Source organism: Anoxybacillus ayderensis, from assembly GCF_000833605.1.
GTDB classification, from domain to species: Bacteria; Bacillota; Bacilli; order Bacillales; family Anoxybacillaceae; genus Anoxybacillus; species Anoxybacillus ayderensis.
Window position 1 is genome coordinate 23,640 of record NZ_JXTG01000011.1, and the last position, 14,157, is coordinate 37,796.

Here is a 14,157-nt window from a genome sequence, read left to right on the forward strand (position 1 = left end):
TGTTTCTTTGTTCAATGAATCACAATTTTGTTGAGGTGAAGACAGATGAAGCGTTTGTTTGCCTTAGTTATAGCGGGATTGCTTCCGCTTCTTGGTGGCTGTGAGATGGTTGTGTTTCAGCCGCAAGGACCAGCTGCACGAAGCATTACAGAACTAATTAACTGGTCGATTTGGTGGATGCTTCTCGTTGTTGTCGTTGTATTTGCATTGTTTGCTTACATCGTATGGAAATATCGTGATCGCCCTGAACGGCAAGGGGAGGAGCCACCTGAAGAGCACGGAAGTACAGTGCTTGAAATTGTATGGACGGTTATTCCGATTTTGATCGTCATTGCGCTAACGATTCCGACAGTGAGAACGTTATATGATTTAGAAAAACCGCCGAAAGGGTACGAAAACGAAAAACCGCTCGTCATTCATGTGACGTCGGCAGACTGGAAATGGATTTTCAGCTATCCTGAACAAAATATTGAAACGGTAAACTACGTCAATATCCCAGCCAATCGCCTTGTGTTATTTAAAATGACTTCTGCGTCCACGATGCAGTCGTTTTGGGTACCGGCGCTAGCTGGACAAAAATATACGATGAACAAAATGGAGACGGAATTGTACGTCGTTGCAGATCGTCCGGGTTCGTATGAAGGGCGGAATACAAACTTTAACGGACGCGGGTATGCGCATATGCAGTTTGAAGTGTTAGCGCAAACGCCACAAGAGTTTGAAAAATGGGTGCAAGAAGTGAAACAAACGGCACCGAAATTAACAAAAGAAAAATATGAACAATTGTTGTTGCCGACACATTTAGGACGATTGACGTTTGTCGATACGCATTTACAATGGGTAAACCATGCTGATCCGCACTCGAAAACGTACACAAATCCAGAATTATATCGCGGACATGGATATCAAGGGAAAATTTTTATTCGTGAAGATAACTATAAAAACTCATCAACTTGTAACGATGAGGAACAAAAAGCTTTAGAGAGTGATAGCGGAGGTGAACATCATGGGCATTAAGTGGAATGAAATATTTGTTGGAGGAGACCCGCTTCTTGTCGGTTCACAAATTGCGATTGTATTGACTGTCGTTGCGATTGTCGTTGGGTTAACGTACTTTAAAAAATGGGGTTGGTTATGGCGCGAATGGCTTACGACAGTTGACCATAAAAAAATTGGGATTATGTACATTTTATCAGGTGTACTCATGTTTTTCCGAGGTGGAATTGACGGATTGTTAATGAAGGCGCAAACGGCCCGCCCAGAAATGAACTTTTTAGATGCGCAACATTACAATGAAATTTTTACAACACATGGCGTCATTATGATTTTGTTTATGGCGATGCCGTTTTTGATCGGTTTAATGAACGTCGTCGTTCCTTTACAAATTGGGGCGCGCGATGTGGCGTTTCCGCAGTTGAACGCACTTAGCTTTTGGCTATTTTTTAGCGGGGCGATGTTATTTAACATTTCGTTCGTTGTCGGTGGTTCGCCGGATGCAGGATGGACGTCGTATTTCCCGCTTGCTGGAAAAGAGTTTAGTCCAGGAATTGGAAATAACTACTATGCCATTGCGCTGCAAATTGCAGGTCTTGGGACGTTAATGACCGGGATTAACTTTATCGTTACGATTTTAAAAATGCGTGCACCAGGCATGACGTTGATGAAAATGCCTATGTTTACATGGACGACGTTGATTACGTCAATCATTATCGTGGCGGCGTTTCCGATTTTTACAGTTGCTTTGGCGTTAATGACGTTTGACCGTTTGTACGGAACGCATTTCTTTACGCTTTCTTCAGGCGGAAGCGATATGCTTTGGGCAAACTTGTTCTGGCTTTGGGGCCACCCAGAAGTGTATATCGTTATTTTGCCGGCGTTCGGTATTTTCTCAGAAGTGATTGCGACGTTTTCACGAAAAACGTTGTTTGGATACACATCGATGGTCGTTTCGATCGTTGGTATTGCGTTTTTAAGTATGATCGTATGGGTGCACCATTTTTACACGATGGATGCAGGTCCTGCGGTAAACTCGTTTTTCTCGATTACAACGATGCTTATCGCTGTTCCGACAGGGGTGAAAATTTTTAACTGGCTGTTTACGATGCGAAAAGGACGCATTCAATTTACAACTGCCATGTTATGGGCGCTCGCTTTCGTGCCAAACTTCGTCATCGGCGGAGTGACAGGGGTTATGTTAGCGATGGCGGCTGCGGACTACCAATATCACAATACGCTATTTCTAGTCGCGCACTTCCATTACGTATTAATTCCAGGCGTTGTGTTTGCGGTGTTTGCAGGATTGTATTATTGGTGGCCAAAAATGTTCGGTTTTATGTTAAACGAAAAGCTTGGCAAATATCACTTCTGGTTGTTCGTGATCGGATTTAACGTCACGTTTATGCCGATGTTTTTCCTTGGCTTAAAAGGGGCTGTTCGTCGCGCGTATACGTATTCAGCAGAATCAGGATTTGCGCCGCTGTTTCTCGTATCTGCGATCGGTTCCATTATTTTAGCGATCGGCTTTGCGGTATTTTGTTATAACATTTATTGGAGCTTCCGTTATGCGAAGCGCAATGTTTCCCACGATCCATGGGATGCGCGCACGCTTGAATGGATGACTGCATCGCCAGTGCAATTTTATAACTTTGCGGTCGTTCCAGAAGTGAAGCAATTAGATGCGTTTTGGCATATGAAAAAACGTGGTGAAACACTGACGTTGAAAGAAAGCGACATCAAAAAAATTCATATGCCGAGCAACTCCGGTTTGCCGTTTTATATGGCGGTCGTGTTTGGGATTACAGGTTTCTTCCTCGTCTTTGAAGCGCACATCGCAGCAGCTGTTGCGGCGATTGGGATTGTCATCGGGCTTGTCATTCGTTCGTTTGATTACAATGATGGCTATTATGTCAGCGTCGATGAGATTAAACGAACAGAACGTACGTGGAGAAACGTAGAAGGGGGGACGGAAAATCATGTCGGCTAACGTCAATCATTCGCTTCCACTCGAATATCAAACGGAACAAAACCGATTAAATATTTTAGGTTTTTGGATTTTTCTCGGGGCAGAAATTGTGCTATTTGCGACGTTGTTTGCCGTCTACGGTGTATTAGGTCACCGCTATGCCGGTGGCCCAACACCAAGCGACATTTTTAAGCTGAACGATGTGCTTATTGAAACGTTGTTGCTGTTGACGAGTAGCTTCACGTGTGGGTTAGCTGTCTTTTTCATGCGACAACGCGATATGAAAAAACTGCTCATTTGGTTTATTATCACCCTTTTATTAGGGGCAGGCTTTTTATTCATGGAAATTCGCGAATTTATTCATTATGTGCATGAAGGAGCGACGATGCAGACGAGCGCGTTTTTATCGAGCTTTTTCGTGCTGCTTGGCACGCACGGAGCCCACGTGACGTTCGGAATCATTTGGGCGATTATGCTCATTATACAACTCCTTCAACGCGGGTTGACGCCAATGACTGCAAGAAAAATGTTTATCATTAGTTTATATTGGCATTTCCTTGATGTCGTTTGGATTTTCATCTTTACGTTCGTTTATTTAAAAGGGATGGTGGGGTAAATGGAACATAAAAGCAAATATCCCGTTAGCCACGTTGTTGGGTTTTTCTTTTCGCTTATTTTAACGTTTGTCGCGGTGTTCGTCGCATTGAAAATGAACGTATCATATACGATCGTCATGTGGATCATCGGTTCACTCGCGGTCGTTCAAGCGGGACTTCAACTATTTATGTTTATGCACGTCACAGAAGGAGAAGACGGAAAAACGAACGTTATTAATATGGCATATGCGGTGTTCGTTGCGATCGTCATTGTCGCAGGATCGATTTGGGTGTTAACATCTGGACATGCGGCGCATTAAAACAAACCCCCTCGCTTAGCTTTTGCGAGGGGTTGCTTTTATTTTTGTAATTAGCGTTTGAATCCAAAGTGGGAAACGAACAGTAAAGCTGATCATTAAAACGATAAGAACAAGAATGGCCGCAGACTTTTCAGCAATTTCTTTTGCATCTGGTACGAGCGCTTCTGATTGAACATACCATAAGTGGACAGGAAGTGTACCGCCTTGTGATAACAAGTTGAAATCCCACATAAATCCTGATGTCGATGTTCCGCCTGCCAAAATAATGATGGCTGATTCACCGAAGGCGCGACACGCAACGAGGCTAATTCCAGTTAAAATACCATTTAATGCAGCCGGGAGTACAACTTTTAATATCGTCTGTGATTTTGTCGCTCCCAGCGCGAGAGATGCTTCACGAATGTCTTGTGGCACTGCTTGAATCGCTTCTTCTGTGACGCGAGCTAGCACAGGTAAGTTTAGCAACGCGAGTGTAATGGCAGCTCCAATGATCGTTAAGCCGATGCCGACATATTCAACAAACAATACGTAACCAAACAAACCGAAAACGATAGAAGGAACGGATGCTAAGCTTTCGACAGATGTGCGCACAAACTCCGTAAATCGGTTGTTCGGTGCGTATTCTGCAAGAAAAATGCCAGCTCCAATGCCAATTGGCAACGACAAAATGAGAGATAAAATGAGAACGTAAAAGGAGTTGAATAAAAATGGTCCGATCCCACCGCCAGCTTCTAATTCATCAGGTAATTTTACGAGAAAATCGAGCGATAGTTTCGGCAAACCTTTTCCTAAAATGTTATACAATAATCCGATGATGAGTAGAAATGTCGTGACTGTAATAATAGTAACAAAAATATGAAACAGACGGTTTGTATAAATCGCACTGGCGATTGTTTTCCGATGATTATGAAACAACGAATCTTTCATGGATTACTCTCCCTTTGGACGAAGTTGGCGAATAATAATAATTAGTACGAGAGAAATGAATAAAAGTAAAAATGCCATCATGTATAGTGCATAGTTCCATGTCGAGTCAAATTGAACGTTTGTAATTTGCATAACAATGTTGCTCGTTAACACCGATGTTGGTGTAAGCAAGTCCCAACCGAACTGTGCAGTATTCCCGATAACCATAACAACAGCCATCGTTTCACCGATTGCACGTGTCATGCCTAAAATAATAGCTGTTAAAATACCTGGTCGGGCAGCTGGAAGAACGATGCGTGTAATGACTTGAAGCTTCGTGCTCCCAAGCGCGTAGCCCGCCTCGCGCAAATGTTGCGGTACCGCACAAATGGCATCATCACTAATGCGAGTGACAGTCGGTAAAACCATCATCGTTAATACGAGAGCAGCAGCGAGAAAGCCATCACCAACGAGCGTGCCTGTCGTTTCACGAATGAATGGAATTAAAATCGTTAACCCTAAAAATCCGTACACAATGGAAGGAATGCCGACTAGTAAGTCTAGCATCGGGCGCATGATGTTTTTTAACCAGGTTGGTGCAATCTCAGCGATGAAAATGGCGATTGCTAGGGCAATAGGTGTACATATTATTAACGTTAAAAAAGTTAAGTACAACGTGCCGAGAATAAATACAGCTGCTCCGTATTTTTCTTCAAAAGGCTCCCACGTAGCTGAAAAAAAGAATTCTTTCCATGATACATCTTTAAACACGAGAAACCCTGTTTGGCTAATAAAAATGACGATCGAAAAGAGGGCGACGCCTAAAGAAAGTGCACTTGCTAAACAAGCGTAACGAAAGGCGTTATTTTTCATATACTTTGTGCGCCATTGTTTTGTTTTCGTTTGTTCATGTTGGATGCGAACATGTTCGGCAGGTAACGCCATGTTGTTTCCTCCTCGTTTATCATATAAAAGACAGCCCCCTCATGAAGGAGGCTGTAAGTCATTTATTTCTTTTTCATTGCTGTAATTGGGATAAACTTTAATTTTTTCAGCGAACCTTCTTGGAACTTTTTGCTTTGAACAAAGTCGATGAATGCTTTATTTGCTCCTGTTGCAGGACCTTTTGTTAACAAATAGCCGTAACCCCAAACAGGATATTTCCCGTTAATGACGTTTTGTACTGTTGGCTCGACACCGTTATATGCTACTGCTTTAATATCGCCTTTAATGTATGCAAGGTCTGTGTAACCAATTGCGTTTGGCGTTGTACGAACAGCTTCAATCATATTTCCGTTTGAAAGAACTTCTTTATAATTTTCACCTTGTGTCATAAAAGGAGCTCCCTTAAGGGCGCCAAGTTGGTAGTTTACGCGCGTTCCTGACCCGTGCACGCGGTTGATAACGATAATTGGTTCATCTTTTCCGCCGACTTCTTTCCAGTTTTTAATCTTTCCAGCGAAAATGTCTTGCAATTGTTTTGTAGTTAAGTTTTTGACAGGATTGTCTTTATGGACGATTGTTGCAAACGGAATGATTGCAATTGGGTACGCGTTTAAACCTTTAAATGCATTAAACCCAGGTACAGGTTTTGTTGCATCCCAGTCACAAGCTCCGATCGTTGCTGACCCTTTTGAAACAGATTGAGGTCCGACGATAGATGCTGTCCCAGATACGGAAACTGCTACTTTCGGATTTGCTTTTTTAAATTCTTTCGCTGCTTGTTGTGTTAACGGGAGTAATGCTGACGAACCGGCGATAACGATTTTACCTTTTTGTTGAGCTGCTTCTGTTTTTTCTGTCACAGCAAGAGAAGAACCGAATAACAAACTAGTAGACAATGCGACAAGAGAGAACTTTTTAATAAATGATTTTAAATTCATCACTTTTCACCTCTTACAAAATTTATTTTGTAATATCAATTAATTTATTGTTCATGACGATAGCAATCTTTTCTCCTTCATCTGTTGGAATCGTTACAGCAATTTCATTACCGAATGGAGAAGGAGCAATTGCTGTTATCGTCGTTTTTGTGTTAAAAATGCGCGTCCATTGTGCTTGTGGTGCTGTGGCGCGATAGATTGAGTAAGATCCATCTTTCTCTTCTACTAAGACGAACACGATACTTCCTTTTGTTGCGACATATGTGATATTCATAGTTGTCGCCATGTTTTGCTCTTGACCGGAAACAATCGCCTTTAATACAGGAAGCGCGTCTTCATCGTCTGGATTAGCGCTTAAATAAACGATCGCATCACCAGCGAAGAAAGAAAATGTTTTATTGTTTGTATCTGTTGTTACTGCTGTTGGCTTTTTATCGGCTGTCGTTAAATCAACAACGTACAATTGTGGCTCTGTACCAGTTGTATCAATTGAGTCGATTTCTGTTTTTGAATCATCTGTATAGTTTGCCTTTGCTTCTTTTGCGGCTGTGTACATTAGTTTTGTACCGTCATTTGATAGACGAAGGTCGGATTTATATTTTACTTTGTCGTCAACAATTTTTTTCACTTCACCTGTTTGAACATTGATGGAAGCAATTACATCGCTATTATTTCCTTTAAAGAAGTAAATGATAGAACTATCTGGTGACCATGTAAGTTCCACTTTTACATCGTCATCCGTGCCTACAGGAATCGCTTTTTTTGTTGCTAGGTCGACGATGAACAATTGACCATTATCATTTACATATGCACCTTTTTTCTTATCCGGAGATAAAGCAAGGTCTCCGCTTTCGAGCGTTGCGATCACTTTACGCGATGGAATGTGCACAATTTTCGATACAGGCTCATCGTTTTCGTTTGTGACGATGACGTATTCATTGCTTAGCCATTGCGGGTTAAAGTTTGTTCCTTTTAAAAATCCATTTGTGGCGATAAATAATGGATTGCCGTGCTCGATTTCACCGCCTAATTTTGTTACCATACCGCGTAAGTCAGCATAAAACTTACCGTTTACTTTGACTACCGACGAGCCTTGTTGATGAAGAAGGAAAGAAGCTTTTTTTCCTTTTCCACTTAAAGTGATTGTTTTTGTTTTCCCATCGACATTCATCGCTACACCAAATGCTTTTGCCATATCAGACAGAGAGTAGAGTGTTTTTTGACCGATCGCTATCGCGTCGAATGGAGTTGCTTGTCCATCAACTGAAAGGGTCACTTTTTTTGTTTGAACTTTTCCGTTTGTGGAAAGAAGAATAGGGCTCGCATCTGTTTGCAACTGTCCGCCAAACGCTTGAACGATCGCTACAGCTGGGACGTATAACGTGTTGTTTACCATTTTAGGTGCGACGTTCATCGTTACTTTTTTCCCATTGATGACGGCAACGTTGTCATTGGCTTTGACTTGAACAACTGCTCCTTTTTTCGCCAGTTTGTATGTTTTTGCCTTCTTGTCATAAGAATACGTAGCTCCTAGTAATTTAGCGAGCTCTGGAGTAGCTATAATCCAATTTCCACCAGAAATCGTCGTAGCGGAAATTGGCATAACCGTTCCGTTAACACTCCAATTCGTTTTTTGGATTGTTTGTTTTTCGACAGCCTTTGCTTCCACGTTCCATGTTGTCGTTGAAACGAGTGGAGAAGCAAGAACAGCTGATGCGATCAGCGTATGTGCAAGCACTTTCTTAACGGACATTCTTTTCCCTCCTAAGTTTGTATATCAACACCGTTGATTATAAAAGGTGAATATTAATGCAGTTTAATAGTTTTGTATAGTTTGTAAAAAATATGTTTAATTTTTCAGAATTTTTATGAATGATATGTAAAGAAAAGGATCGTATCGGATTTTTTTCATTCTTGTTATAATGAAAAAAGAATAGGGAGGAGGGAAGGGTGTGCACGTATATGAAGAAACGTTAAAGAAATTGTTTATAAACTACACGATTGGTTCGATTTTAGCCGTTGTCGGTGTCGGTAGTACGCTAATGGTCATGGCGCTGCATATTCGGCAAGTGGATTTAATGATGTTGTTATTTATTCAATTTTTTTCATTTTGCATCATGTTATTTATTGAATATCGCGCCTTTCAAAAAGATATTGATCCGATTCGGCGTATTTTTTATGACAACAATATAACGGAACAACAGTTTTATTGGGCGCTTGTTCAGGCGAAGCGCTTTCCGCTTCTTACAGTGAGACGTATTGCGCTTCCACACTTTTTAGGGCTTTCTATTCCGGCCATTGCGTTGACACTTTCGCTTATTTTCATAGATGTGTTGCGCATTCCATATATGTATGTTGTTTATGCTTTGTTTGGCGCGTTGCTTATCGCGATGCTTCATGCGATGATTGAGTTTTTTTTAACGCTACGCACGATGCGACCGCTTATTCGCGAGATGATGCAAATCGGGAGAATGCACGGGTTTCATGAAACGATCCGAGCAACGAATGTCGTATATGTACCGATGAAAATAAAAATAGGGTTAAGTGTGTTATTCATTGGTATTTTCCCAGTTTTATTATTTGTGTTAGCAACGGAAGTCAAATTGTTTGCTGAAGGGGAAAATACGTTTTCAGGCTACTGGACGTGGACGATTGTTGTTTTAATCATTTCTGTTTTGTTTTCTTTATTTGCGGCTCGTGTGTTGTCGGAAGATGTGGAACGAAGCATTGAAGATTTGCTCCAATATATGAACCGCGTGCAAAGAAAAGAGTATGAACTGATGTGCGACAACGTATATATTGATGAATTTTCCGAGCTTACAAACGGCTTTAACCATATGGTCGATGCGATTGTTGAACGAGATGGAAAAAATAAACAATTATTAAATAGCTTTATTTCGGTCATGACGACAGCGCTCGATGCGCGCGATGAATATACAGCTGGTCACTCGCAGCGTGTTGCAGTATATGCTGTGGAAATTGGTAAGCGTCTAGGAATGACAAATGAACAACTTGCGCGTTTATATCGTTCTGCTATTTTGCATGATATCGGAAAAATCGGTATCCCTGATCACATTTTATTAAAAGACGGAAAATTAACAGATGAGGAATTTGCATGGATTAAAAAACACCCAGTGCTCGGTGAAAACATTATTCGCCAAGTGCAGCCAATTGAGGAAGTAAAAGATTTGCTTCCAGGCATTCGATCACATCATGAACGGATCGATGGGAAAGGATATCCTGATGGCTTAGAGGGGGAAGACATTCCGCTATTTGGTCGCATCATTGCGGTTGCTGATGCGTTTGATGCGATGACGTCTGATCGTCCATATCGAAAAGGAATGCATATAGAAAAAGCCGTTTCGATTTTGCTAGAAGGTCGTGGGACACAATGGGATGCCCAAATGGTCGATTGTTTTATTTCTTTTTTAAAGGAGAGAGAACAAGAAAAAGTGAGTTAGATGCCAACGACGGCATCTATTTTTCTAAGTAAGTGATATACTAAAGGAAAAAGGATGTGAGATCGTGAAACGGCTCATTATTAGCTTTATTATTTTGCTTGCAGGATGCGCGAATGAGCAAAATCCATCGAACGTGAAACAGTTAGAACAAACGATTGAAAAACAACAATCGGCCATTGAACAACTGCAAGAAAAAAATAAACAGCTTCAAAAAGAAAACGAGCAATTAAAAACCGAGGAAAAGCAAATTTCTTCTTCTCTTTTATCTGTTGCGTTAGACGTTGTGACGGCGTTAAAAAATAAAGATATGAATGCACTCGCCTCTTATGTCCATTCGACAGCTGGGTTGCGGTTTAGTCCATATGGACATGTCGATGTCCAAAATGATTTGCAGTTTTCTGCTTCTCAGCTTCCTTCCCTTTGGGCTTCGACGCAAGTATATCAATGGGGAGTATATGACGGTTCAGGCGATCCTATTCAATTCACGTTTCAAGACTATTTTGATCGTTTCGTCTATGATGTAGATTTTGCGAATCCACATATGATCGGAAATAATGTTGTTGTTGGGACAGGAAATATGATCAACAACATTCAACAAGCGTATCCGAACGGCTCATTTATTGAATTTCATTTTACAGGGTTTGACCCTCAATATAGTGGGATGGACTGGCGAAGTTTGCGCCTTGTTTTTGAACAAGAAAACGGTCAGTGGAAACTTGTTGGAATTATTCATGATGAATGGACGACATAACATATACAAAAGGTGCCCGGATAGGGACACCTTTTGTATTACTCGCCTTTTAATTGCTTGAGTTGTTGCACGACTTCTATATCAAATGATTGAGGGGGCATCGTTTGAATGACAGAGCGAGCTTTTGCTTCTGCTTCAAGTAACATTACTTTTTCTTCCATACGCGCAAAACCTTTTATGACATGATCGTAATGAAAAGACGTCATCGCTTCGTCCATTTGTTTCATCGTCTCGGCAACATAAAAGCGCGTCATTAACTGCATTTGTTTTAGCTTTAATTGCTCATATGTTTCGTACAGTTGCTTCACTTTTTCTGTTAAAACAGTTGTTTTTTCTTTTAATGTATTGTATTGTTGCGTATATAGCTCTAATTTTTTTTCATAAGCGATTTTTTCTTGAAGAGCCATTTTTGCGATCGGCTCTTCATTTTTTTCAACAGCTAATTTTGCTTGACGAGCACGTTTTTCAATCATTTCTTTCGCATCTGCGATCAAACGTTCATATTTTTGTTCGAACACGAATTGCTGTGCCAATGCTTGTTGTGCTTTTTCTAGCTGTTCTTCTAGTTCACGAATGTATTGTTTCGTCATGCGAATTGGATCTTCGCATTTGTCAATGATGTCATGTAAGTCGGCAAGGACGACATGTTTGACGCGTTTAAAAATGCCCATCTTATTTTTCCTCCTTGTTTATTGTTTTTTCCCATTCATCTAAAAAGCTATGGTTTTGAATAGGTGAAACGAACGGTTCAAATGCAGGCGCTCGTTTCGTTTTGCTTCTAAACAACACGTAAGCTGCAACAATAGCTAGGACAGCAAGCAACGCTTTCGGTAAAAGACCAACGAGCCCGATCACCATGAGCGCCCCGCCAATCCATTTGCCGCCACTTTTTGTCGTTTTCCACACGATCCATCCGATGATGACTAATGCCAACTGAATAAGGAAAGGAATCCATCCGAACATTGGCATGCCGTGTGGTCGCATCATTTGTGGACCGTGGTGGCCAAATGCTCGATGATGTTTCCCCATTCCCATCATGTGCTCTGCCGGCATTCGTCCGCTCCAACCGATGTGAATGAAATAAGTAGCGACGTGTGCGAATACGGCGACGACAACTAGTCCACCTAGCAAAAAGAAAAGGGTTCGTTTTTTCACATCACTCACCTCCTTTGTTATTTACAGTTTGAATTGTACAAGCGAAAAGAGAAAATTAGGTGAAAAAGAAAAAAACGTGCAACATTTATGCACGTTCATTCGGAAAAGTGAGAGTAAATGTTGTTCCTTTCCCCACGTCGCTTTCAACTTGAATGTGTCCGTTATGTGCTTCAACAATCCATTTTGCGATGGAAAGTCCAAGACCGTGGCCGCCAATTTGCCGTGTTCGCGCTTTGTCTGCACGGTAAAAGCGATCAAAAATATGAGGAAGATGTTCAGGTGCAATGCCAATCCCTGTGTCAGAAACAGAAATTTCTACAACTTTTCGTTGTTTCGTCACATGTTGTTTGAGAGAAAGGGAAACTGTGCCACCTTCAGGAGTATACTTGATGGCATTATCAAGCAAAATGTATAACAGCTGGGTACATTTATCTTCATCCCCGACGAATTCAATTTGTTCAGACGCATGAAACTGAAGTGCAATATTCTTTTTGTTTGCAAGCTCTTGTAACGAATGCAGCGTATGTTGCGCACATGCCCGCAAATCAAACGGTTTTTTTTCGATCTGGAGCTTTGCGTCGTCTGTTCGTGCAAGGGTGAGAAGGTCGTTAATGAGTTTAGTCATTCGTTTTGTTTCATCTCCTAGACGTTCAATCGTTTTTCGACTAAATGCATCGGACGTTAACGACATATCCATTTTTAATGCTTCTACAGAAGAAAAAATGACGCTAAGTGGTGTCCGTAGTTCATGAGAAGCATCGGCGACAAATTGACGTTGGCGATTGTATGCGTCTTGAATTGGAACGAGCGCACGTTTAGACATGAAATAACTAAAAGCAATAGCGACTGCGATAAATAACACGCCGAGGCTGAGCAAAATGAATGTTGACCATTTGAGCAAACGAAACATGCTTGTCACATCCATACCGACATATAACACGCCGACGAGTTGTCGATCGACAATTAAGGGACGAGCGACAGTTAATATTTTTAATTCATCGGCACGAAATCGTTTCAATTCGTGCTGATGGTGAGGGATATGAATATCTACATATCTTAATTCATTTTTTTCTGGCGTCCACGGCTGAAGGGTAGAGAGGAGAAGCGGTCGCAATCCTTTGTTCACTTCATCCCCCATCATTAACCGTCCGCGCGTATCCACGACGTAAAAAAACAGTTGGTCTTCACTTAAAAAAATGACATTTTGATCTGTTGGCCAACCGATGAACGACTGCTCTGTAAGCAAGGTTTGAATCGTTTGTCCTTCTTGTTCAGCGAGCATACGAATGCGTCGCTCTTGGTCATTTGTCATGACGGTATGAATAAGGAAAGAAACAACCGCAATGAAAATCGCCAAAAACGCGATAAGAATCCCGCTGTATGTGGCAGTTAAGCGCCATTGTGTGCGGCGAAACATATCGGAATGATTGAAAAAAGAACGAATGTTATTTTTCAATGGTATATCCCACCCCGCGCACCGTTTTAATGAGCTGTTGTTGTTCATCACCAATTTTTTTACGCAACAACTTGACGGTTGCATCAATCGTTTTCATCGAGACGTCTGCGTCATAACCCCAAATACGATCAAGAATAATGTCGCGCGTTAACACCCGACCTTTGTTTTGCAGTAATAAATCGAGTAGTTGAAATTCACGTGGGGTTAATATCATTTGTTCTCCATTTTTCGTCAATGTATGAGTTGTTCGATTGACTTCAAACGCTCCCCAGCAGACAATTTCTTCTTGAATTGGTGCAAATGTGCGCCGCGATAACGCTTTAAGGCGTGCCATGAGCTCATCGATTTCAAACGGCTTCACTAAGTAATCATCTGCGCCGGCTTCTAGCCCTTCGACGCGGTCTTGTACCGCATCTTTCGCTGTTAACATTAAAATGGCTCCGTGATAGCCATGTTTTCTTAAACGTTGACATACGCTAACGCCATCACCGTTTGGTAACATCCAATCTAAAATAATGACATCATAAAACGAAGCGAGTGCATAATCGTAAGCATCTTCTCCTTCTTGTACCCAATCAACATGTTCAACACCTTTTTTCTTCAACAAATGGACGATCAGTTCACCTAAATATACATCATCTTCTGCAAGCAACACTTTCATTTTTCT

14 protein-coding genes are annotated in these 14,157 nt (G+C 41.4%); 6 read left to right on the top strand and 8 right to left on the bottom strand.

Annotated elements, in window-relative coordinates; all coding sequences use genetic code 11:
* Positions 1-45 precede the first annotated feature (45 nt).
* The 4 genes from qoxA to qoxD are packed head-to-tail and all read left to right on the top strand — an operon-like array spanning position 46 to position 3,878.
* Positions 46-1,017 (top strand): cytochrome aa3 quinol oxidase subunit II, encoded by a 972-nt coding sequence (gene qoxA / locus JV16_RS10005; RefSeq protein WP_021094555.1) that lies wholly within the window; start codon positions 46-48, stop codon positions 1,015-1,017.
* A complete protein-coding gene (gene qoxB, locus JV16_RS10010) occupies positions 1,007-2,983 on the top strand; it encodes a cytochrome aa3 quinol oxidase subunit I (protein ID WP_021094556.1) in 1,977 nt (658 codons plus the stop codon). The genes qoxA and qoxB overlap by 11 nt, the downstream gene beginning before the upstream one ends.
* Complete coding sequence (gene qoxC, locus JV16_RS10015; RefSeq protein WP_021094557.1) at positions 2,973-3,578, top strand: cytochrome aa3 quinol oxidase subunit III; 606 nt, start codon at positions 2,973-2,975, stop codon at positions 3,576-3,578. The genes qoxB and qoxC overlap by 11 nt, the downstream gene beginning before the upstream one ends.
* Positions 3,579-3,878: a cytochrome aa3 quinol oxidase subunit IV gene (gene qoxD, locus JV16_RS10020; protein ID WP_042535622.1), complete on the top strand. Its 300-nt coding sequence runs from the start codon at positions 3,579-3,581 to the stop codon at positions 3,876-3,878. It abuts the gene before it with no gap.
* Between the two features lie 15 nt (positions 3,879-3,893).
* Here qoxD and pstA read toward each other — a convergent pair whose 3' ends face one another.
* The 4 genes from pstA to JV16_RS10040 form a co-directional block, all read right to left on the bottom strand.
* Positions 3,894-4,805: a phosphate ABC transporter permease PstA gene (gene pstA, locus JV16_RS10025; protein WP_021094559.1), complete on the bottom strand. Its 912-nt coding sequence runs from the start codon at positions 4,803-4,805 to the stop codon at positions 3,894-3,896.
* Between the two features lie 3 nt (positions 4,806-4,808).
* Positions 4,809-5,729: a phosphate ABC transporter permease subunit PstC gene (gene pstC, locus JV16_RS10030; RefSeq protein WP_021094560.1), complete on the bottom strand. Its 921-nt coding sequence runs from the start codon at positions 5,727-5,729 to the stop codon at positions 4,809-4,811.
* Positions 5,730-5,791: 62 nt separating this feature from the next.
* A complete protein-coding gene (locus tag JV16_RS10035) occupies positions 5,792-6,667 on the bottom strand; it encodes a phosphate ABC transporter substrate-binding protein (protein WP_021094561.1) in 876 nt (291 codons plus the stop codon).
* 22 nt (positions 6,668-6,689) lie between these two features.
* The gene (locus tag JV16_RS10040; protein WP_021094562.1) at positions 6,690-8,420 is read right to left on the bottom strand and encodes a stalk domain-containing protein; all 1,731 of its coding nucleotides are present in this window, start codon (positions 8,418-8,420) and stop codon (positions 6,690-6,692) included.
* 199 nt (positions 8,421-8,619) lie between these two features.
* Between JV16_RS10040 and JV16_RS10045 the strand changes: the two genes are divergently transcribed.
* Together JV16_RS10045 and JV16_RS10050 are read left to right on the top strand one after the other, a co-directional pair.
* Positions 8,620-10,128: an HD domain-containing phosphohydrolase gene (locus JV16_RS10045; RefSeq protein WP_021094563.1), complete on the top strand. Its 1,509-nt coding sequence runs from the start codon at positions 8,620-8,622 to the stop codon at positions 10,126-10,128.
* A gap of 64 nt (positions 10,129-10,192) precedes the next feature.
* Entirely contained in the window at positions 10,193-10,879 is a 687-nt protein-coding gene (locus JV16_RS10050; RefSeq protein WP_021094564.1) for a hypothetical protein, read from the top strand.
* 38 nt (positions 10,880-10,917) lie between these two features.
* Here JV16_RS10050 and JV16_RS10055 read toward each other — a convergent pair whose 3' ends face one another.
* The 4 genes from JV16_RS10055 to JV16_RS10070 all read right to left on the bottom strand — a co-directional run bounded on the left by JV16_RS10055 (position 10,918) and on the right by JV16_RS10070 (position 14,151).
* Complete coding sequence (locus tag JV16_RS10055; RefSeq protein WP_021094565.1) at positions 10,918-11,550, bottom strand: PspA/IM30 family protein; 633 nt, start codon at positions 11,548-11,550, stop codon at positions 10,918-10,920.
* Position 11,551: 1 nt separating this feature from the next.
* Entirely contained in the window at positions 11,552-12,034 is a 483-nt protein-coding gene (locus tag JV16_RS10060) for a hypothetical protein (protein ID WP_021094566.1), read from the bottom strand.
* Between the two features lie 85 nt (positions 12,035-12,119).
* A complete protein-coding gene (locus JV16_RS10065; protein ID WP_021094567.1) occupies positions 12,120-13,490 on the bottom strand; it encodes a sensor histidine kinase in 1,371 nt (456 codons plus the stop codon).
* Positions 13,480-14,151, bottom strand: coding sequence for a response regulator transcription factor (locus JV16_RS10070; protein WP_021094568.1), 672 nt, complete (start codon positions 14,149-14,151; stop codon positions 13,480-13,482). Before JV16_RS10070 ends, JV16_RS10065 begins: the two co-directional genes overlap by 11 nt.
* Positions 14,152-14,157 lie beyond the last annotated feature (6 nt).